Here is a 20,851-nt window from a genome sequence, read left to right as displayed (position 1 = left end):
GGCGAGCGGCCGAGCGGCGCCTGTGCGCCCCTACCATTCGGGCATCCCGGTGCCCCTTAGTTTTGTAATGACCCAGCACCACAAGGACACCCCGTGCCACACCCCGATATGAAAACGTTTACAACAACCGTCAATCGCCGTCGCCCGCTCGTATTGGCGGTGGTGATGGGCCTGGGCATTGCGCTGGCTGCACCGTTGGCAATCGCACAATCCGCACCGGCATCGCAGCCGTGGATGGACACCGCATTGACCGCCGACCAGCGTGCGGATCGGCTGCTGGCGCAAATGAGCGAGGACGAAAAATTCCAGATGTTGCGCAGCTACTTCGGCCTGGGCACCGACAAGATTCCCAAGCCCGAAGGCGCGCTGGGGTCGGCCGGCTATGTGCCCGGCATTCCACGCCTGGGCATCCCGGCGCAGCAGCTGGCCGATGCCGGGGTGGGCGTGACCAATCCCGGCGGCATCCGCAAGGGCGACTTCGCCACCGCGATGCCGTCCGGCCCCTCGACCGCCTCAAGCTGGAATCCGCAACTGGCCTACGCCGGCGGCAGGACCATGGGCCGCGAGTCCTGGCAGCAGGGCTTCAATGTGCTGCTGGCCGGCAGCGTCAACCTGCAGCGCGACCCGCGCAACGGACGCAATTTCGAGTATGCCGGCGAAGACCCGCTGCTGGCCGGAACCATGGTCGGCGAGTCGATCCGCGGCGTGCAGAGCGAACACGTGCTGTCGACGATGAAGCACTTTGCGCTCAACGACATGGAGACGCGCCGCAACTTCCATAGCGCGCAGATCGGCGAGCAGGCAATGCACGAATCGGACCTGCTGGCATTCGAGATCGCGCTGAAGATCGGCGACCCGGCTTCGGTGATGTGCTCCTACAACAAGATCAACGGCATCTACGGCTGCGAGCACGATTACCTGCTCAACCAGGTGCTCAAGCAGGAATGGAACTACCCCGGCTATGTGATGTCCGATTGGGGCGGCGTGCACAGCGGCTCCAGGGCGGCCCTGGCCGGACTGGACCAACAATCGGCCGGCGAAGTGTTCGATGCGGCGGTGTTCTTCGATGCCCCGCTGCGCATGGCGGTGTCGGCCGGCGTGGTGCCACGCGCGCGCTTCGACGACATGGTCAGGCGCGTGCTGCGCAGCCTGTTCGCGCATGGCGCGTTCGATCATCCCACCCAGCGCCAGCCGATCGACGGCAAGGCCGGGCTGCTGGCCGCGCAGCATGTCGCCGAAGAAGGCAGCGTGCTGCTGCGTAACGAGCAGGCGACCCTGCCGTTGTCCAGGGACGTGCGCCGCATCGCGGTGATCGGTGGTTACGCCGACAAGGGCGTGATGTCCGGCGGCGGCTCCTCGCGGGTGGACTACACCATCAACGGCGGCAACGCGGTGCCCGGCATCACCCCGACCACCTGGCCGGGCCCGGTGATCATCCATCCCTCCTCGCCGCTGCAGGCACTGCGCTCCGCATTGCCGGACGTGCAGATCGATTATGTCGACGGCAAGGACCGCGCTGCCGCGGCACGCGCGGCCAAGACCGCCGATGTGGCGATCGTGTTCGCCACCCAATGGGCCGCCGAATCGGTGGATCTGCCGGACATGCAATTGCCGGACAACCAGGATGCCTTGATCGAGGCGGTGGCCAAGGCCAACCCCAAAACCACCGTGGTGCTGGAAACCAACGGCCCGGTGCGCATGCCCTGGGCCGAACGCGTGCCGGCAGTGCTGCAGGCCTGGTATCCGGGTATCGGCGGCGGCGAGGCGATCGCCAACCTGCTGACCGGCAAGGTCAATCCTTCCGGCCATCTGCCGGTGACCTGGCCGGTGAACGAATCGCAGCTGCCGCGCCCCTCGATTCCGGGGCTGGGCTTCAAGCCGGCCAAGCCGGGCGAAGACACGATCGACTACGCCATCGAAGGCGCCAACGTCGGCTACAAGTGGTTTGCCGCGCGCAAGCTGACCCCGAGGTACCCGTTCGGCCATGGTCTGTCGTACACCCAGTTCCGCATGGGCGGCCTGCAGGTGGACGCGCAAGGCAGTACCCTCACCGCGCGCTTTGAAGTGGAGAACACCGGCCCGCGCGAAGGCGCCGCCGTGCCGCAGCTCTACGTCACCCTGCCCGACGGCCACCCCACCCCGCTGCGCCTGATCGGCTGGCAGAAGCTCACGCTCAAGCCGGGCGAAAAGCGCAGCGTGCAGGTGGTGGCCGAGCCGAAGACGCTGGCCGATTTCGATGCCAAGGCACGTCACTGGAAGATCGCTGCCGGCACCTACCGCGTGCAGCTGGCGCGTTCGGCAAGCGAACCGGTGCAAAGTGCGGAGGTCATCTTGCAGGCGGCGCAGCTTCCGTAATCGCGTGCCGTGGCGGCCATGCAATGCGCATGGCCGCCACGCCGTCTTCTCACATCGCCGGCAGGCGCCAGCCACGTCAAGAATTTGTGCCAGATGCGTTGACAGCCGCGCGCGCAGCTTGCACAATTCGCCCCCTGAGTCGCCCAGGTGGCGGAATTGGTAGACGCACTAGCTTCAGGTGCTAGCGGGGGCAACTTCGTGGAGGTTCGAGTCCTCTCCTGGGCACCACGACTCACGGTAGATCGCAAAAAACCTCGCTTCGGCGGGGTTTTTTGCGTTTGGGCATTTGCGTTTGGGCATTTGCGTTTGGGCGCCTGCCTTCGCGCACTACTCGCCACTGCGCCGTGGTCTGTTGCAGGCAGTCTCCGGCAGCAGCAGCATCGAACGATTCCGCCATCGCGCGGCCAGGTCACCGGGCATGGGCCAAGCTCAGCCCGGGCAGCAAGCGCATGCATGATGATCTCCTGATGTGTTGCCAGCAACACATCACTGCGCGCCGCCGCACCCAACAAACACCCAAGCGCCATAGCAGTGACTTTCGACACTCGCCACACGCGCTACACACGCATGAGGATGCCTCGTCACCATCATGGCAATCCCCGATGCGCCGTTCGCTGCCACTTGCCTTGATGCTGATTGCCACGTTCAGCACGCCCGCATGGGCACAGCAGGCCCATAGCGGCGCGGCGCAGACGCATCGAGCCCAGGTGTCATCGCACCAGTGCGGCCTTGGCACAGCGTTCAATGTGCTCGCCGACAGCGGCGGCATCTGGCTTTACCGCGACACTGGCGTGCCGCGCGAGGTGTTCTTCCACGCTGGCGAGTTGAGCATCGATCACCAGGTGCAACAGATCAGTGCTGCCGACAGCGAGCGATTGCGCGAGATGGAACAACACGCCCGTGCACTGATGCCGCAGGTCGCCGATATGGCGCACGCGGTGGTCGACCTGAGCTACGACGCGCTGGGCGGCGTGATCGAGGTGCTGACCGGCAGTTCGCTCAACGCCCGCAAGATCGCACGCCTGCGCACGCGTGCCAACGACTATGTCGATGCCACGCTGGGCAAGGGACGCTGGGACCAACAGGCCTTCGACGGGAACTTCGAGCGTTATGTTGAACACGAAGCCGAAGCCTTCAAAGGCAGCATCGCGCGTCACATGCTGTGGCAGATCATGACCGGCCGCTCGGATGCGATCGATGCACGCGCACAGGCGATGGATGGCCAACTCGACGCCAGACTGGATGCGCGGGCACGCGCAATCGAAGCCAGGGCCAGCGCCTTATGCAGCGATGTACAAACGCTACGCGCCTTACAGGATGCACTGGACGTGCGCTATCAGGGCCATGCACTGCAGTTGCTCGATGCAGTGCCGCAAGACGATCGCAACGCCATCACCGCAGCCGCGCGCACGCGCGCACCGGTTGAAAAAGAGATCGCCAACGATGGAGCGCTTGCGTTGCCGCAACCGGTAAAACTGCAAGGCGGCACCGAAGGCACGCCGGCAGCTGCGGTGACGCATCATTAGTGTGCCGGAGCGACTGCCACATGCCGCGAGCGAGGTCGGGCGCACGGCGCGGAGAAACGGGTCCTGGGAGCGGCATCTGCCGATTGCGAACACCGGCCGCACCCGCCAGGAGATCGCGCAGCGGCGTGTGGGCCGCACCCAGAGTGGCCAGAACCTGGCGAGCAGTCGTCACGCGGGAACGGACAGCGCGCTCAAAAACGGGGGGACACGTGGTCCATGCCGCACCGGGCACCGGCTGCACCCGCCTGACGGTGAGCACAGTCGGTTTGTTAGCTGCCCTCAGTCGGCACTGCTGGACTTGCCCTTGATCGCTTGCCTGATGCGCTTGGCACGTGCAAGGTCTCCGGCCGCCTCGTACGCTTCAGCCAGGCTGTCCTGCGCATTGCGCGATGCCGGGAACACGTCCACGTTGAGTGCAAACACCCTGATCGCGGCGGTGGCGCCCAGGTTGGACAGCACGGTGTAGCCGGTCGTATTGATCGCGCGTTCGAGCGCAGTGTCGGAGAGGCCGGGCCGTGCCCGCAGTGCCTGCACAAAGAGACGGTTGTCCTGCTCGTCGGAAGCGCGCAGCGCGTAGGCAATCAGCGATTCAGCCAGCGACTTATCGGCAAACCGTTGCGGCGAAAGCGTGCCAAGCACGCTATCCAGCAGCACCCTGCTCCACACACCGCGTGCGCTGCCATTGGTGAGATAGACGACGCTGTAACTGTCCCCATCAAGCGTCGTATCGAACAGGATCCGCACTCTCGCCCGCGCGCCGCCATCGTGGCCAATCGCCTGATACGCGTCGTCCTGCCCGAGCTCCCACCCACTGGCGAACCAGCCGCGCTGTCCATTGGCAAGCGTCTGCGGTTGCCAGAGCTGGCGCAGCGTGTCCTGGCCCACCAGACGCCCGGTCCGCACCGCCTCCAGGAACGTGCTCAGATCGTCGACGCTCGTATACAACTGCCCATGTGCGAGCGCGTAGTCCGGCCAGGCGACAGTCGGCTCCAGCTCCGGCTTGCCGTCTTTACCGAGGTACGCGCTGGCCACGCTGTGTGCAGGCAGCAGTGGGAGCCCAACAGATGTGCGCGTCAGATGCAGCTTGGCGATGATCCGCTCCGATGCGATCTGCGGATACGGCTTGCGGTAGTGCGCCTGCAGTAGCTGCGCCAGCACCACGTAATTGGTGTTGGTGTAGCGCGTTTGGCTGCCGGGAACGGCAACCAAGGGCTGTATGGCCAGTCGCTCGAACATCGCCTGTGCGCTGGCCGGAAAGCGCGCATTGTCCTGGACCGAGCCACGCATCTGCGACGGCTCGAAGTACTCCGGTAGACCGGAGGTATGATCGAGCAGCTGCCGAACGCTGATGCGCTTCCAGGGCGCGGGCAACGCGGGCAGATACTGCCTGGCCGGCTGGTCCAGGTCGATCTGCCCTGCCTCGACCAGTTGCATGATCAAGGTACTGACAAACAGCTTGCCGATCGAAAATGCGGGAAAGATCTGCTCGCGAGTGATCGGTTGCTGTGTCTGCAGATCGGCGACGCCGTCGACTGCGCAAAATTCCCGCTTGCCGTTGTGCACGACAACCACTGCCTGGCCGACGATGCCGTAGCGCTGCCGATTGAGCTGCATCTGCCGGGTCAGGCGGTCGCTGAGAGACTCGGACGTGGCAGCGACGGGAAAGCAGCAGCACAACGCAAGACACAGCAGCAGCCATGCAAACCACTGGGTCAGTTGTCGTCGCCGCGCTGGCAGGCGCGATGATCGCGACGCCGCTGGCAAAGCTCCATCCGTGAATGCCCTACCTGCCCAACACCCGACCATCGGCGCTGCTCCTGAGTGAACAGCGCCAGTCTAGCCCAGCGGCAAAACCTGCCGTGCGCTCAATGCCCCCCGGCCGCCGCCGCACCACCGGCGCCCGCGCCGAATGGCGGCTTGGCCAACCACAGGAAGAAGATGATCGCCAGGAAGGTCCAGCCCAGCAGATAGAAGATGTCGTTGAAGCCCATCTGCGAGGCCTGGTGGTTGATCATGTTGTTGAGCGATGCCGCGCCGCGTTGCAGGTCGCCCTGCCCCATGGCGGCGACCTGTTCCTGCATGCCGGGCGTGTACACCGAGATGTGTTCGGTGATGTGCGCGTGGTGCACCTGCGTGCGGCGCGCCCACAGATACGTGGTCAACGATGCGGCAAAGCTGCCGCCCAGGGTACGCAGGAAGGTAGCCAGGCCGGAACCTGCCGCGATCTCGCGCCCATCCAGGTCGGAGAGCAGGATCTGCAGTACCGGCATGAAGAACAACGCCACGCCGACGCCCATCACCAATTGCACGGTGGCCACGTGGCTGAAGTCCACCTGCAGGTTGAAGTTGGAGCGCAGGAAGCTGGTGAACGATAGGAAGATGAAGGCGACGGTTGCCAGCATGCGCAGATCGAAGCGCAAGGCGTATTTACCGACGAACGGCGTCATCAGCACCGGCAGGATGCCGATCGGCGCGGTGGCAAGGCCGGCCCAGATTGCGGTATAGCCCATATCGCGTTGCAGCCACTGCGGGATCAACAGGCTCACGCTGAAGAACGCCGCATACGCCACCACCATGGCCAAGGTGCCGGCGCGGAAGTTGCGATGCCGGAACAGTTTGAGATCGACGATGGGGTCCTTGTCGGTGAGCTCCCAGATCACGAACACCACCAGCGCCACGGCAGCAACGCAGGCCAGCACCACGATCTTGTCTGAAGAGAACCAGTCCTCGTCGTTGCCCAGATCCAGTACCAGCTGCAGCGCGCCCACGCCGACCACCAGCAGGATCAGGCCGATATAGTCCATGCGCGGTTTTTCGAGCTGTTCGGGACGATGCCGCAACTGCGAACCGACGATGCTGCTGGCAATGATGCCCAGCGGCACGTTGATCAGGAAGATCCATTCCCAGCTGTAGTTGTCGGTGATCCAGCCGCCCAGGATCGGGCCGGCGATCGGCGCGACCACGGTGATCATCGCCAGCAACGCCAGTGCCTGCCCGCGTTTTTCGCGCGGATAGATCGACACCAGCAAGCTTTGGGTGATGGGATACATCGGCCCGGCGACAAACCCCTGCAGCGCGCGTGCGACCACCAGCATGCCCATGCTCTGGGCAAGCCCGCACAGCAACGAGGCGATGGTGAAGGCCAGCGTGGACCACACGAACAACTTGGTTTCGCCAAAGCGCCGGCTCAACCAGCCGGTCAACGGCAACGCGATCGCCGTGCTTACCGCGAACGAGGTGATGACCCAGGTGGCCTGCTGCGAACTGGCGCCGAGATTGCCGGCGATGGTCGGCAACGAGACGTTGGCGATGGTGGTGTCCAGCACCTGCATGAACGAGGCCATGGCCAGGCCCATGGTGCACAACGCCACGCTGGCCGGACGAAAGCCGGCAGCGGGCGCCGGCGCTGCCGGGCCGCCGGACGCAGTGGGAGCTTGCGAAGACATGGTGGCCTAGCCCGCCTTGCTGGCAGCCTGCGACGGCAGGTTGTCCTGGATGATGCGATGGATGTCGGCGTCGGCAGCCTGCAACTGCTGCGCGTACACATCGGTGGAGAACACCGAACCGGTCGCCAGCTTGGTCGGCAGCACGCTGCCCTGCTGGTCATGCAGATTGACGTCGACCTTCATCGACAACCCAATGCGCAGCGGATTGTTGGCCAGTTGCTTGCTGTCCACCGCAATGCGCACCGGCACGCGCTGCACGATCTTGATCCAGTTGCCGCTGGCGTTTTGCGCCGGCAACAGCGAGAACGCGCTGCCGGTGCCCAGGCCCAGGCTCTCGATGCGACCGGTGTAGTCGACACCACCGCCATACAGATCCGAATGCAGTTCCACTTCCTGGCCCAGGCGCATGTGCTTGAGCTGGGTTTCCTTGAAGTTGGCTTCCACCCACACCTGTTCCAGCGGCACCACCGCCATCAATACGCTGCCCGGCTGCACGCGCTGACCGACCTGCGCCGAACGTCGTGCGACATAGCCCGATACCGGCGCCACCACGCCGGTGCGCGCATGATTGAGATATGCCTGACGTACCTGCGCTGCGGCCGTCTGCACATCCGGCTGATTGGACAGCGCGCTGTCGTCGATCAGCGCACGGTTGCGCTCGAAGCTCTCGCGCGAGCCGCTCACGGCCGCTTCGGCGGCAGCGAGCTCTTCGCGGGCATGCGCCAGTTCTTCATTGGAAATGGCGCCGCTGGCAGCCAGATTCCTGCGTCGCGCAAAGTCGGCACGGGCGCTGCGCAGGGTGACTTCGCGTGCCGACAATTCGGCCTGCGCGCCTTCCACGCTGCGATACAGACCGCGCACCTGGCGCACGGTCTTGGCCAGGTTGGCTTCGGCCTGCTGCAGCGCCACGGCGGTATCGGCCGGGTCCAGTTGCACCAGCAGCTGGCCACGCTCGACACGCATGCCGTCTTCGGCACCGATGCTGACCACCGTGCCGCCCACCATCGGGGTGATCTGCACCTGGTTGCCCTGCACGTACGCATCGTCGGTGTCCTCGTACCAGCGTCCGACCAGGACGTACCAGGTCACGATGCCGATGATCGCCAGGATCACCACAATGGCCACGATGCGCAGCGCCGCACGGCGCTTGCTGGGTGCGGCTGGCGCGGGTTGGGAAGAAGTTGGAGTCGTCTGGCTCATCGTCGATGTCTCAGGAATTCGGTTGTGCGGAAGTGGGCGCGGTGTGTGCGGTGTCGCGTGCGGGCTCCGGCGCAAATCCGCCACCCAGCGCACGCTGCAACCTCACCGAGGCCAAAAGTTGTTGCGATTGCAGTCCGGCCATGCGCTGGCGTGCGACGAGCAACTGCTCCTGCACGCTGAGCACCTCCAGATAGCCGCCGATGCCGGCACGGTAGCGCTGCTCGGCCAGATCGAAGGCGGCGGCGGCGGTCTGCACGGCATCGTCCTGGGCGCGTGCGCGCTGCTCCAGCGAACGCACCGCGTTGACCTGGTCGGCCACTTCGCGCAACGCCGCGATCACCTTCTGGTTGTAGTCGGCCACGGCCAGGTCGTACTGCGCATCGCTGCCGGCCAGATTGGCGCGCAGCTTGCCGCCGTCGAAGATCGGCAGGCTCAATGCCGGGGCGACCACGCCGAAGACCGAAGCGCTTTCCAGCAACTGGCCGACATCGCGGTTCACCACACCGCCCAGCGCGGTGATGTTGAAGCTGGGATAGAAGCGGGTCTTGGCCGTGGCGATGTCCTTGTCGGCCGCCTCCACGCGCCAGCGCGCAGCCACCACGTCGGGGCGACGGCCGAGCAGATCGGCCGGCAGGTTGCTCGGCAGCTGCGCGGCGACGCTCGCGCCCAGCAGCGGGCGCGCGATGTCCAGCCCGCGGTCCGGGCCCTGGCCTAGCAACGCCGCCAGCGCGTTGCGCGCTTCGTCGATCTGCTGCTGTGCGGATTGCACCTGTTGCTGCGCCGCCGGCACCCGTGCCTGGGCCTGACGCAGCTGCAGATCGCTGTCGATGCCTGCACTGCGGCGCTGCTGGGTCAGCTCCACGGTCTTGCGCGAGCGCGCCAGTTCCTCGTCGGCCACGTCGTGCAGACGCCAGGCGTAGTCGAGTTGCGCATAGGCTTCGGCGATCGCCGCCGACAGGTTCAGGCGCGCGGCCTGCGCATCCACCTCGGCCGCGTGCGCGGTGTCCACCGCCGCTTCCCAGGCGGCGCGCTTGCCGCCCCACAGGTCCACGCCATAGCGGAAGTCCACCACCAGCTGACCGTTGCCGCCGAAGCGTCCGCCGCGCTCTTCGCCGGCCACCGACTCCGGCAACTGCACGCCCGCATAGCCGCCGGAGACCGACAGGCTGGGGCCTCGATCGGCCTGCGCGGTACCGATGCGGGCCTGCGCCTGGCGCAGGCGCGCGTCGGCCGCCTCCAGGCTGGGGCTGTGCTGCAGGCCTTCGCCGATCAGCGCGTTCAATTGCGCATCGCCAAGCGCACGCCACCAATCGCTGGCCGGCCATGCGGCCGCACTCAGCCCGGCCTGCCCCAGGGTGCGCTCGGCATGCAGCTGGCTGGCGTCGAGCACGGTGGCTTGCGGCGCCAGGCCACGGCTGCTGGCGCAGGCGGCCAGCGCCAGCGTCAGGGCGGCGACAACGAGTGGCCGCGCGCGGCGCATCGGGCGCGGGCGCAGCGTCTGGATGGAAAAACTAGCAGCGTTCATGAGTTGAGTGCATCGCGGACACGGATAAGAAGAGAGGTGAGTTGTTCGCGCTCAGAGGCATCCAGGTCGCGCAGGCCATGCTCGATCGCACGTTCGCCGCGCAAGCGCAGCCGTTCCCACAGCGCCACGCCCTGCTCGGTCATGACGATCTGCAGCGCACGCCGGTCCTGGGCATGCGGCTCGCGCCGCACCGCGCCCAGTGCCTCGAGCTTGTCGAGCAGGCGGGTCACCGCGCTCGGCGTCTGGTCCAGCGCCAGCGCCAGTTCGTTGGCCGTACACGGCGAACGCACCGCCAGAATCTTCAGACCGACGTAGTGGCTGAAACCGAAGTCGGGCAGCTCGCCCTTCATCTCGGCATCGAGCTGACGCATCAGCGCGTCGCGCACCTGGCGCAACAGCAACCCGAACGACGGCGGAGCGGTGGGCGGTAAATTCATGCGGCACATTTTGTTCCGAAAAATATATTTGTCAACGCAAATATCTCACCCGGGATTAAACCGCCAGCAAGGATCGCCACCTTACGCGCCACTCCAACTGGCCCGGTAATACAATCAGGCCAATGACTATCGAAAACCCGCCAACGACGGTGGACGCACTGCCGCCCGGCGTGCGCAGCAGCTTCGAATGGGCCGACGGCCCGGTGCTGATCGCCTTCCTGGCCGACCTGCGTGCGGTGTGGGCGCCGGAAACTGCCTGGCATGCGCATGTACGCGGGCAGCTGATGTTTGTCGAACAAGGCGTGCTGACCGTGCATACCCGACAGGGCACGCTGTCGTTGCCACCGGGCTGCGCCGGCTGGATGCCGCCTGGCCAGCAGCACACCGTCGAGCTGGCCGGCCCGATGCGCGGTTGGGGCGTGGTGGTGCGGCCGGATGCCTGCACCTCCCTGCCTGCGCAAGGCGGAGTGATCCGGCTGACCGGGCTGGCCCGCGAGGCGATCATGCGTGCCGCCGGCTGGCCGCTGGATCGGCCGCTGGATAGCGCCCAGCAGCGGCTGGCCGCGGTGCTGCTGGACGAGCTATGCCAGGTCCAAATCGACCACCTGCACCTGCCGATGCCGGCCGACCGCCGCCTGCTGCGGATTGCCCGGCAATTGCTCGCCACCCCTGCCGACCCACGCCCGCTCGATGCCTGGGCCGATTGGGGCGGGCTGTCGCCGCGCAGCCTGAGCCGGCATTTTCGCGACGAGACCGGGCTGAGTTTTGCGCAATGGCGCCAGCAGGCACGCCTGGCCGAGGGCCTGCGCCGGCTCAGCCAGGGCAGCGCGGTGGCGCAGGTGGCCGACCAGCTCGGCTACAGCAGCCCCAGTGCCTTCGTCAGTGTGTTTCACCGCCACTTCGGCGCCCCGCCCACCCGTTATCTGGCCGCCGGCCACGCGCGCGGCTTGGCATCCCCCGCCGCATCCGGATAATCGGCGCTCTTCGAGCTCGCGCTGCGGCGCGGTCTCCTCTCACGCAGGACCTGGCTTTACATGACCGATCTGACCCGCCCCACCTTCCATGGCTTCGAACAGCTGCCGCTGCGCGAGTACGCCGAACGCGCCTATCTCGACTATTCGATGTACGTGGTGCTCGACCGCGCCCTGCCGTTCCTCGGCGATGGCCTGAAGCCGGTGCAGCGCCGCATCATCTTCGCGATGAGCGAGCTCGGCCTGAACGCGGCTGCCAAGCCGAAGAAATCCGCGCGCACCGTGGGCGATGTGATCGGTAAGTACCATCCGCACGGCGACAGCGCCTGCTACGAAGCGCTGGTGCTGATGGCGCAGCCATTTTCGTACCGTTATCCGCTGATCGAAGGCCAGGGCAACTTCGGCTCCACTGACGACCCCAAGTCGTTCGCGGCGATGCGCTACACCGAGTCCAAGCTCACCCCCATCGCCGAAGTGCTGCTGGGCGAAATCGGCCAGGGCACCACCGATTGGGCGCCCAACTTCGACGGCACCCTGGAAGAGCCGACCTGGTTGCCGGCCCGCCTGCCGCACCTGCTGCTCAACGGCACCACCGGTATTGCCGTCGGCATGGCCACCGACGTGCCGCCGCACAACCTCAACGAGATCGTCAGCGCGCTGCTGCGCCTGCTCGACAACCCCGATGCCACGGTCGCCGAGTTGTGCGAACACGTGCTGGGCCCGGACTACCCGACCACCGCAGAAATCATCACCCCGGCCGCCGACCTGCGCAGCATCTACGAGACCGGCCATGGCAGCGTGCGCGCACGTGCCACCTATAAAAAAGAACACGCCAACATCGTCATCGATGCGCTGCCGTACCAGGTCTCGCCGTCCAAGGTGATCGAGCAGATCGCCCAGCAGATGCGCGCCAAGAAGCTGCCCTGGCTGGAAGACATCCGCGACGAGTCCGACCACACCAGCCCGGTGCGGGTGGTGCTGGTGCCGCGCTCCAACCGCGTCGACGCCGAACAGTTGATGGGCCACCTGTTCGTCACCACCGATCTTGAGCGCAGCTACCGCGTCAATCTCAACGTGATTGGCCTGGACGGCCGCCCGCAGGTGAAGAACCTGCGCCAGCTGCTGAGCGAGTGGCTGACCTTCCGCAGCGACACCGTCACCCGCCGCCTCAACCATCGCCTGCAAAAGGTCGAGCGCCGCCTGCACCTGTTGGAAGGCCTGTTGATCGCCTTCCTCAACCTGGACGAAGTGATCCGCATCGTCCGCAGCGAGGACGAACCCAAGCCGGTGTTGATTGCCCGCTTCGCGCTCAGCGAGGAACAGGCCGAATACATCCTGGAAACCAAGCTGCGTCAGTTGGCGCGCCTGGAAGAAATGAAGATCCGCGGCGAGCAGGAAGCACTGGCCAAGGAACGCGCGCAGCTGATGGCGATCCTGGAAAGCAAGACCAAGCTCAAGAAGCTGATCAAGGACGAGCTGACCGCCGACGCCAAGAAGTTCGGCGACGCGCGCCGCTCGCCGCTGGTGCAGCGTGGCGCCGCGCAGGCGATCGACGAGACCGAAATGGTCGCCAGCGAACCGATGACGGTGGTGCTGTCGGAAAAGGGCTGGGTGCGCGCGGCCAAGGGCCACGAGGTCGATCCGGCCGGCATGTCGTATCGCGACGGCGACAGCCTGCTGGCGGCGGTGCGCAGCCGCAGCACGCATCAGGTGGCGTTCCTGGATTCGGATGGCCGCGCCTATTCGACCGCCGTGCACACCCTGCCCTCGGCACGCGGCAACGGCGAACCGTTGACCGGACGCTTCTCGCCCGGCTCGGGCGCATCGTTCCAGGTCATGGCCAGTGCCGACAATGCCACCCGCTTCGTGCTGGCGTCCTCGCACGGCTATGGCTTCGTGACCCGTTTCGAAAACCTCACCGGCCGCAACAAGGCCGGCAAGGCGATGCTCAACCTGACTGCCGGCTCGCATGTGCTCAGCCCTGCGCAGGTGAGCAACCCGCAGACCGACCGCATCGTCGCCGTCACCAGCGCCGGCAACCTGCTGGCGGTGCCGGCCACCGACGTGCCCGAGCTGGACAAGGGCAAAGGCAACAAGATCATCGAGATCCCCAAGGCCAAGCTCGGCACCGAGCGCGTGGTGGCAGTGGTCGCGGTGGCGCCGGGCAACACCCTGCTGGTGCGCAGCGGCGCGCGCACCATGAGCCTGTCGTTCAAGGATCTGGATACGTACGTGGGCGCGCGTGCGAGTCGTGGATCGTTGTTGCCGCGCGGGTGGCAGAAGGTGGATGGGCTGGAGGTGCAGTGACGGTGATTCACTCGTCTGGCGCGCGGCGGCGCGACTGACATTGCTATCGCCTCAGGCTGCTGAGGCGCGGCAAAAAAGTCGATGGGCTGGAAGTGCGGTAACGGCATCCGCTCACCGCGCGCGGCGGCGCGGCTGACACTGCGGTCGCCTCAGCCCGCTGAGGCGCGGATCACCAACGCACCGTGTTGCGGTGTCTTGGCTGGGAGGTTCAATGCTGTATGCGGATGGCCAGGAATCCAAAGCACCGACATGACGAGACCATGGACACAGATTTCTGGTTGCAACGTTGGCAGGACGGACAGACCGGCTTTCACCAGGATGAGGTGATGCCGCTGCTGCAGAAGCACTGGCCGGCGCTGCAGCTGCCACACGCTGCACGCGTATTGGTGCCGCTGTGCGGCAAGACGCTGGACATGCATTGGCTGGCCGCGCAAGGCCATCGCGTTCTGGGCGTGGAGGTCTCGCCACTGGCCGTGACGCAGTTCTTCGATGACGCCAACCTGCAACCGCAGCGCCATAGCAGCGGCGCTGCCGAACATTTCGTCGCCGGCCCCATCGAGATCATCTGCGGCGATGCCTTTGCGCTGGACGCGCACGTATTGGCCGATTGCATGGCGGTCTACGACCGCGCTGCGCTGGTGGCCTTGCCGCAGGGCCTGCGCCAGCGGTATCTGCAAACCACCTACGCGCGCTTGCCGGCAATGTGTCGTGGGCTGCTGATCACGCTGGATTATCCGCAAACCGAAAAGGCCGGCCCGCCTTTTGCGGTGGATGCGGCCAAGGTGCAGTCGCTGTTTCAGGCGCCATGGCAGGTGCAACAGCTGGAACGGCGCGACATCCTGGATCAGGAGCCGCGCTTCCGTGCCGACGGCGTCACCGCCTTATCGACTGCGGTGTATCGGCTGCAGCGCAACTGACAGCGTCGAGACCAGGTCTGCAGCGCCAATCCTGGCGCCGGGATGGCCTGAATGAAAAAGCCGGCATCGAGCCGGCGATCTGCAGCACTGGAGCCTGTGACGTAACGGAGGTCTGCACGTCTGCACGCTCCGGCGCAACGCGCCGGCCGCATGCCCCAAGCACCACGGTTCGTGGCCGCCTCAAGCACCAGCGCACGGCCCTGGACCGTACGCCAGTCCAGCAATCCCGCAATCAACCGGCCACGTGGCCCTTGTCGATCTTCGAGGTCTGGTACAGCTCCAGGCCGATCCGCTTGATCAGGCCAAGCTGCTGCTCCAGCCACCAGGCATGGTCTTCTTCGGTGTCCTGCAATTGCTTGAGCAACATGTCGCGGCTGACGTAATCGCCGTGCTCTTCGCACAGCTTCATGCCGGCAGCCAGCGCCGCGCGCACTTCGTATTCCACCACCAGATCGCGCTCGAGCATCTCGACAACGGTCTTGCCCGGCGCAAACTCGGCCGGGCGCATATCCGGGTCGCCTTCCAGGAACAGGATGCGCCGCAGCAACGCGTCGGCGTGCTCGGTTTCTTCCTGCATCTCATGGTTGATGCGCTCGTACAGCGCCATCAGGCCCTGATCCTCGTAGCGGCGCGAATGCAGGAAATACTGGTCGCGTGCCGCCAGTTCGCCGCGTAGCAGCTGCTTGAGGTAATCGACGACTTCGGGATGGCCTTTCATGGTGTGCTCCAGCAACGCAATGCGCGCATGGTGCACTAAGCCGGCGGGCAATGATCTAATCGGAATCACTTTCAGTTGCGCTTGCGGCCAGACCCGTCGCGGTCATGATCTGCAGCCACACTGAAACGGCCGGCACCTCGGCGCATCAGGAACGGGCGGCCTCGCCCCGCATCGCGCCTGATGCACCGGAGCCGCCATCTCCCGCTCCACTGACCGACCAGGTCTATCGGCAACCCCCGAACCACGCTCCAAGGAACCGACGATGCGCAAATGGCTGGCCCGGCTGATGCTGGCAACTGTGGTGCTGGTGCTCGCCGCCGGCCTGGCGCTGTATCTGCTGCTGCGCGGCAGTCTGGCGCAGCTGGATGGCGACACGCCCTTGAGTGGCCTGGCCGCCGCCGTCAGCGTGCAGCGCGACCAGAACGGCGTGGTCACCATCGACGCGGCAAGCCAGAGCGATGCGATGCGCGCGCTCGGCTACGTGCATGCGCAGGAGCGCTATTTCGAGATGGACCTGATGCGCCGCGCGCCCGCCGGCGAATTGTCCGAACTGTTCGGTCCCAAGGCGGTGGATCTGGACAAGCGCAGGCGCGTGCATCGGCTGCGCGCCCGCGTGCATGCCAACCTGGACATCGCCGCCGGCAGCCAGCGCGCTGCCCTGCAGGCCTACACCGACGGCGTCAATGCCGGGTTGGCCGCCTTGCCGGTACGCCCGTGGCCGTATCTGCTGCTGCGCCAGGCCCCGCGCGCCTGGACGCTGGACGACTCCATCCTGACCGGCCTGGCGATGTATGCCGACCTGCAGGACAGCGACAACCAGACCGAACTGGCCGCCGCGCGCATCCGCGCCGTGGTGCCGCCTGCGCTGGCGGCGCTGCTCGATCATCAAGGCTCCAGCTGGGACGCGCCGCTGCTGGGCCCGGTACATGGCGATGCCGTGCTTCCCGACGCGGCTGCACTGGATCTGCGTGCCTTGCCGCACCCGCCCGCCACACCGCCCGCCGAGCAACCCACCCCAGGCAGCAACAATTTTGCGGTGGATGGAAGCCTCACTGCAGACGGGCGCGCCATCGTCGCCGACGACATGCATCTGGGGCTGCGCGCGCCCAACATCTGGTTCCGTGCGCGGCTGCGCTACCCCGACAGCGCTGCGCCGGACGGCAAGGTGGACGTCACCGGCTTCACCCTGCCCGGCCTGCCCGCGGTGGTAGTCGGCAGCAATGGGCATGTGGCCTGGGCGTTCACCAACAGCTATATCGACACCGCCGACTTTGCGCGGATTCCCGCAGCTACGCCCGGTCATCCGCAGGCGCTGACCACGCATGTCGAAACCATTGATGTGGCGGGCGCTGAGTCGGTGCGCCTGGAGGTGCGCGAAGCGGCGTGGGGGCCGATCCTGCATGAAAACTCGGATGGCAGCCTGCTGGCGCTGCGCTGGGCCGCGCAGTTGCCGGGCGCGATCCGTCTGGACTTCGCACAGATGAGCAGCGCACGCGACCTGCGCAGCGCCTTCGAAGTGGCCGACCGCTCGGGCATTCCGGCGCAGAACCTGTTGCTGGCCGACCGCAGCGGGCGCATCGCCTGGCGCCTGATCGGTGCGCGCCCGGCCCGCAATGCCGGATGCGGGCCGACCGGCATTGCCGAGCTCGCGAGCGCCGCATCACCGTCTGCGTCGCCCACACCCGCTGCGCAAGCGGACACACCAGCGGCCGCCTGCACACCATGGCCGGTGCGCAGCGATGCGGCGCCGGCGTTGATCGACCCGCCCTCGCATCGGCTATGGACAGCCAATAGCCGCGTGGTCGATACGCAGCAGCTGGCCACGCTCGGCAATGCCGGCTACGACCTCGGCGCGCGTGCGCAGCAGATCCGCGACGACCTGTTCGCGAAGCAGCGCTTCAGCGAGCGCGATCTGCTGGCGATCCAGCTGGACGATCGTGCGTTGTTGCTGACACGGTGGTGGCAGCTGTTGCGCGGTGTGGTCGAGCACGACAAGGACCCGGCGTTGCAGCAGATCGAACAGGCAACGCGCCGGTGGGACGGCCATGCATCCACCAGCTCGGCCAGCTACCGCATCGTGCGCGAGTTCCGCAGCAAGACCATCGCTGCGGTGGAAGCCGGTCTGCTGGCGCCGGCCCAAGCAGCGCTGGGCGAGCAGTTTCTCGCGCCGCGTCGCGCACAGCTGGAAGGCATCGTCTGGCCGTTGCTGCAGCAGCGCCCCGCCAACCTGCTGCCACCGGCCTTCGCAGACTGGGACCAGTTGCTGAGCGATGCCGCACGCAGCGCGCAGGCGGACCTGATCGCGCAGGCGGCGCCCGGCCAGCCACTCGACAAGCGCAGCTGGGGCGAACGCAACACCGCCGCCATCTGTCACCCGATCGCGCGGGCATTGCCTGCGCTCGCCAAGCACTGGCTGTGCATGCCGCCCGACCAACTGCCAGGCGACCGCGACATGCCGCGCGTGCAAGGCCCGGCCTTCGGCGCATCCGAACGCATGGTGGTGTCGCCCGGCCACGAGCAGGACGGCATCGTGCACATGCCGGGCGGCCAGAGCGGACATCCCTTGTCGCCGTTCTGGGGCGCCGGGCACGACGATTGGGTGCACGGCCGGCCGACCCCATTCCTGCCGGCAGCCATGCGCTACACGCTGCACTTGCAACCGGAGTAGGCGGTCGTGCTTTCTGGTCTGTCGACACGGGTCTCTACGGTCGGCGTCCTGCACCCTCATCCGCCCTTCGGGCACCTTCTCCCGATGGGAGAAGGGAGACAGGCAGCGCTTCATCCGTTTGCTTGAGCAATCCCCTCTTCCGCCGGGAAAGCGGTTGGGGTGAGGGTACGGGCGCCTGCCATGCGACCGATGGCAGGCGATGCGACTCAGCTTGCGCTGGCTTCGATCGGTTTCCTGCATCGCAAAATGGCGTCCTGCACGACAGACAGCACGAGGCTTCGCTCGTACCCTCATCCGCCCTTCGGGCACCTTCTCCCGAGGGGAGAAGGCAGACAGGCAGCGCTTCATCCATCTGCTTGAGCAAGCGCTCTCCCGCCGGGAGAGCGGTTGGGGTGAGGGTATGGGCGCCTGCCATGCGACCGACGCAATTGCACGTTTTGCTGTTTACAGATCGCGCCCGGCACATCGGCACGCGCAAGTGTCCGCGACTATGTCCGCCTACCGACCTGCGCAATCAAGCGGGCACAACATGCTAAGATGCATTTGATAACCATTCCCATTAGTGACCAATGCGCCCCACGCTCCTTGTCACCGCACTCGCCGCTGTCTTGGCGTTACCCTCGCCCCGCGCCTTTGCCCAACACACCAGCACCTCGGCAACCGTCACCGACCTGGATGGCGTCGACGTCGTCGGCCGTGCGCAGACGCTGTACAAGTCCGACGACGCCGCGGTCGCCACGCGCACCGACACGCCACTGTCGCTGGTGCCGCAATCGGTGCAGGTGCTGCCGCGCGAGTTGATCGACGACCAGGCCGCGCGCCAGATCACCGATCTGTATCGCAGCATCAGCGGCATCAGTTTCTTCAGCTATGCGGGCGTCACCTTGCGTGGCTTTCGCCAGGAAAACGTGCTCTACGACGGTCTGCGTGGCGACCCGTATGCCGGCTTCTCGGTGCCGCAGCTGTTCAACATCGAACGCGTGGAAGTGCTCAAGGGCCCGGCAGGTGCGTTGTATGGCGGCGGCGAACCCGGCGGCGTCATCAACTACGTCACCTGCAAGCCTGCGCACCAGGCGCAGCGGCGCGTGGAGCTGCAGCTGGGCAATCAATCGTTCGGCGCGGCGTCGTTCGAAGCCACCGGCCCTGCGCGCGAAGACGGCCGCATCCGCTATCGCATCGGCGCCTACGCCGATGGCGAGGATGGCTTTCGCTGGAACACCGATAGCCAGAGCCAGATCGGCGATGCATCGGTGGCTTTCGATGTCGGCGACACCGGCGAGCTCACCCTGCAATACACCTACATCACCCAGAACCTGGGCGGAAACCGCTTGCGCGGTGTGCCGGTCGATGACGAGGGCAACTTCCTCACCGACCGTCGCTGGAACCACAACGAGCCCACCGATTTTCTCGACATGCGCGCCAAGGTGGCGTTCGCGCAATATCGCTTTGCGCCGTCGGATGCGTGGGACGTGGACATGGCGCTACGCTGGTTCAAGAACGACGAGCACCAGATCTATCACGAGCCGATGGGTTTGATCGATCGCGATCGCGACGGCACCGCCGAGTGGATGACACGGCAGTTGCGCAACCAGTTCCGCGACAACGATGCGATCTCCAGTAACGTCAATGCGGTGTTCCGTACCAGCACCGGCGCCATCGCACACAAACTGCTGATGGGCGCTGATTACTATCGCCTGGATGCCGATTTCCGCGCGCAAACGGCCAATACCGCAGATACCGGCCGCGTGCGCGGGCCGGTGCCGGGCATCGATCTGTTTAACCCGGTGTATGGCCGCAGCGGTTTTTACGACTACGGCCTGGACGCGCTGCCCTGGCGTGCCACCAGCACGCGCAGCCAGCGCTACGGGGCGTATCTGCAGGACGAACTCACCCTGACGCCGCGCTGGTTTGCGATGGCCGGACTGCGCTGGGACGGCTTCAAGGACGACAACCGGCTGGACGGCTCGCGCGTCACCGGCAACGATCTCAGCTGGCGTGTGGGCAGCACCTTCGTGCTACGCGATGGCGTCAACGCGTACGCCAGTTATGCCAGCGGCTTCCTGCCGCAGGATGCGGCGAACCAGGACAGCAGCGTCGGTGGCCCGTTCGAACCCGAGCGCAGCACGCAGTGGGAAGTCGGCCTGAAAACCGCGCTCAACGATGGCGGGCTGACGCTCAACACCGCGCTGTATCGCATCGAACGCAGCAATATCGTGCAGGCCAACGGCAGCATCGTTGCCGGCGTCAACCAGCTCTCCGCGCTCGGCCTGGTGCGCAGCGAAGGCCTGGAAGTGGATCTGCTGGCCGACCTCACCGAACGCTGGGTGCTCAACCTGACCTACGCCTACAACGATGCGCGCGTGCTCGATGCGGGCACCAACGGCATCACCAATGCGTCCGGCGACCGCTTCGCCAATGCACCGCGCAACACCTTCGGTCTGTGGACGCGTTACGACCTGCCGGCCTGGAACTCGGCGATTGCCTTCGGTGCCGACTACGTGGGCGAGCGGGTCAGCCTTGAAGGTCAGCGCGTCAAGCCGTACGCCATCTTCGACATCAGCTGGCAGACGCAGTGGGATGCCTGGAAGCTGCAGGTCAACCTCAAGAACCTGTTCGACAAGGTTTACGCCGTCAGCGGGTTCACTGAGCGCACCGGTCACTTTCCCGGCGAGCCGCGTCGCATCTACGCGCAGCTGGCTTATAGTTTTTAAGCGTGGCGAACGCGCGCCTGCGCAGGCCTTGCGCGCGGCTTCAGATGTGACGTTCGTCGACCGCTACACG

At 66.1% G+C, this 20,851-nt stretch carries 13 protein-coding genes and 1 tRNA gene; 8 read left to right on the top strand and 6 right to left on the bottom strand.

Going from position 1 to position 20,851, the window contains the following annotated elements; translation table 11 throughout:
* Nucleotides 1–165: 165 nt before the first annotated feature.
* The 3 genes from VZ068_RS08035 (at nt 166) to VZ068_RS08025 (ending at nt 3,881) form a co-directional block, all read left to right on the top strand.
* Nucleotides 166–2,355: a beta-glucosidase gene (locus VZ068_RS08035; RefSeq protein WP_349657664.1), complete on the top strand. Its 2,190-nt coding sequence runs from the start codon at nt 166–168 to the stop codon at nt 2,353–2,355.
* 141 nt (nt 2,356–2,496) lie between these two features.
* A tRNA-Leu gene (locus VZ068_RS08030) sits at nt 2,497–2,583 on the top strand.
* 374 nt (nt 2,584–2,957) lie between these two features.
* The gene (locus VZ068_RS08025) at nt 2,958–3,881 is read left to right on the top strand and encodes a DUF2884 family protein (RefSeq protein ID WP_349657361.1); all 924 of its coding nucleotides are present in this window, start codon (nt 2,958–2,960) and stop codon (nt 3,879–3,881) included.
* Nucleotides 3,882–4,160: 279 nt separating this feature from the next.
* On the opposite strand, the gene VZ068_RS08020 is transcribed toward VZ068_RS08025, so the two are convergent.
* The 5 genes from VZ068_RS08020 to VZ068_RS08000 form a co-directional block, all read right to left on the bottom strand.
* On the bottom strand, nt 4,161–5,495 hold the full coding sequence (locus tag VZ068_RS08020) for a serine hydrolase domain-containing protein (RefSeq protein ID WP_349657360.1): 1,335 nt from the start codon (nt 5,493–5,495) through the stop codon (nt 4,161–4,163).
* Nucleotides 5,496–5,746: 251 nt separating this feature from the next.
* Nucleotides 5,747–7,327 carry a DHA2 family efflux MFS transporter permease subunit gene (locus VZ068_RS08015; protein ID WP_046963429.1) on the bottom strand — a complete coding sequence of 527 codons (1,581 nt, stop codon included), beginning with the start codon at nt 7,325–7,327 and terminating at the stop codon, nt 5,747–5,749.
* A 6-nt stretch (nt 7,328–7,333) separates the two neighbouring features.
* Entirely contained in the window at nt 7,334–8,527 is a 1,194-nt protein-coding gene (locus tag VZ068_RS08010) for an efflux RND transporter periplasmic adaptor subunit (RefSeq protein ID WP_259165543.1), read from the bottom strand.
* Nucleotides 8,528–8,537: 10 nt separating this feature from the next.
* Nucleotides 8,538–10,052 carry an efflux transporter outer membrane subunit gene (locus VZ068_RS08005; RefSeq protein ID WP_259153517.1) on the bottom strand — a complete coding sequence of 505 codons (1,515 nt, stop codon included), beginning with the start codon at nt 10,050–10,052 and terminating at the stop codon, nt 8,538–8,540.
* Nucleotides 10,049–10,489 (bottom strand): MarR family transcriptional regulator, encoded by a 441-nt coding sequence (locus VZ068_RS08000; RefSeq protein WP_259153516.1) that lies wholly within the window; start codon nt 10,487–10,489, stop codon nt 10,049–10,051. The genes VZ068_RS08005 and VZ068_RS08000 overlap by 4 nt, the downstream gene beginning before the upstream one ends.
* 122 nt (nt 10,490–10,611) lie before the next feature.
* On the opposite strand from VZ068_RS08000, the gene VZ068_RS07995 reads away from it, so the two are divergent.
* The 3 genes from VZ068_RS07995 to VZ068_RS07985 all read left to right on the top strand — a co-directional run bounded on the left by VZ068_RS07995 (nt 10,612) and on the right by VZ068_RS07985 (nt 14,684).
* Entirely contained in the window at nt 10,612–11,463 is an 852-nt protein-coding gene (locus VZ068_RS07995) for a helix-turn-helix transcriptional regulator (RefSeq protein WP_349657359.1), read from the top strand.
* A gap of 60 nt (nt 11,464–11,523) precedes the next feature.
* The gene (gene parC, locus VZ068_RS07990; RefSeq protein WP_259153514.1) at nt 11,524–13,767 is read left to right on the top strand and encodes a DNA topoisomerase IV subunit A; all 2,244 of its coding nucleotides are present in this window, start codon (nt 11,524–11,526) and stop codon (nt 13,765–13,767) included.
* 260 nt (nt 13,768–14,027) lie between these two features.
* Nucleotides 14,028–14,684: a thiopurine S-methyltransferase gene (locus tag VZ068_RS07985; protein WP_349657358.1), complete on the top strand. Its 657-nt coding sequence runs from the start codon at nt 14,028–14,030 to the stop codon at nt 14,682–14,684.
* Nucleotides 14,685–14,916: 232 nt separating this feature from the next.
* On the opposite strand, the gene bfr is transcribed toward VZ068_RS07985, so the two are convergent.
* A complete protein-coding gene (bfr, locus tag VZ068_RS07980) occupies nt 14,917–15,402 on the bottom strand; it encodes a bacterioferritin (protein WP_074059611.1) in 486 nt (161 codons plus the stop codon).
* A gap of 262 nt (nt 15,403–15,664) precedes the next feature.
* On the opposite strand from bfr, the gene VZ068_RS07975 reads away from it, so the two are divergent.
* Both VZ068_RS07975 and VZ068_RS07970 read left to right on the top strand, forming a co-directional pair.
* Nucleotides 15,665–18,070: a penicillin acylase family protein gene (locus tag VZ068_RS07975; RefSeq protein WP_349657357.1), complete on the top strand. Its 2,406-nt coding sequence runs from the start codon at nt 15,665–15,667 to the stop codon at nt 18,068–18,070.
* A gap of 569 nt (nt 18,071–18,639) precedes the next feature.
* Nucleotides 18,640–20,781 carry a TonB-dependent receptor gene (locus VZ068_RS07970; protein WP_349657356.1) on the top strand — a complete coding sequence of 714 codons (2,142 nt, stop codon included), beginning with the start codon at nt 18,640–18,642 and terminating at the stop codon, nt 20,779–20,781.
* The last annotated feature ends 70 nt before the right edge of the window (nt 20,782–20,851 follow it).

It is taken from the genome of Xanthomonas sp. 10-10, from assembly GCF_040182365.1.
GTDB lineage: Bacteria > Pseudomonadota > Gammaproteobacteria > Xanthomonadales > Xanthomonadaceae > Xanthomonas > Xanthomonas arboricola_F.
The sequence above is the reverse complement of the archived record's forward strand: the minus strand, read 5'-3'. Positions and strand labels throughout refer to the sequence as shown.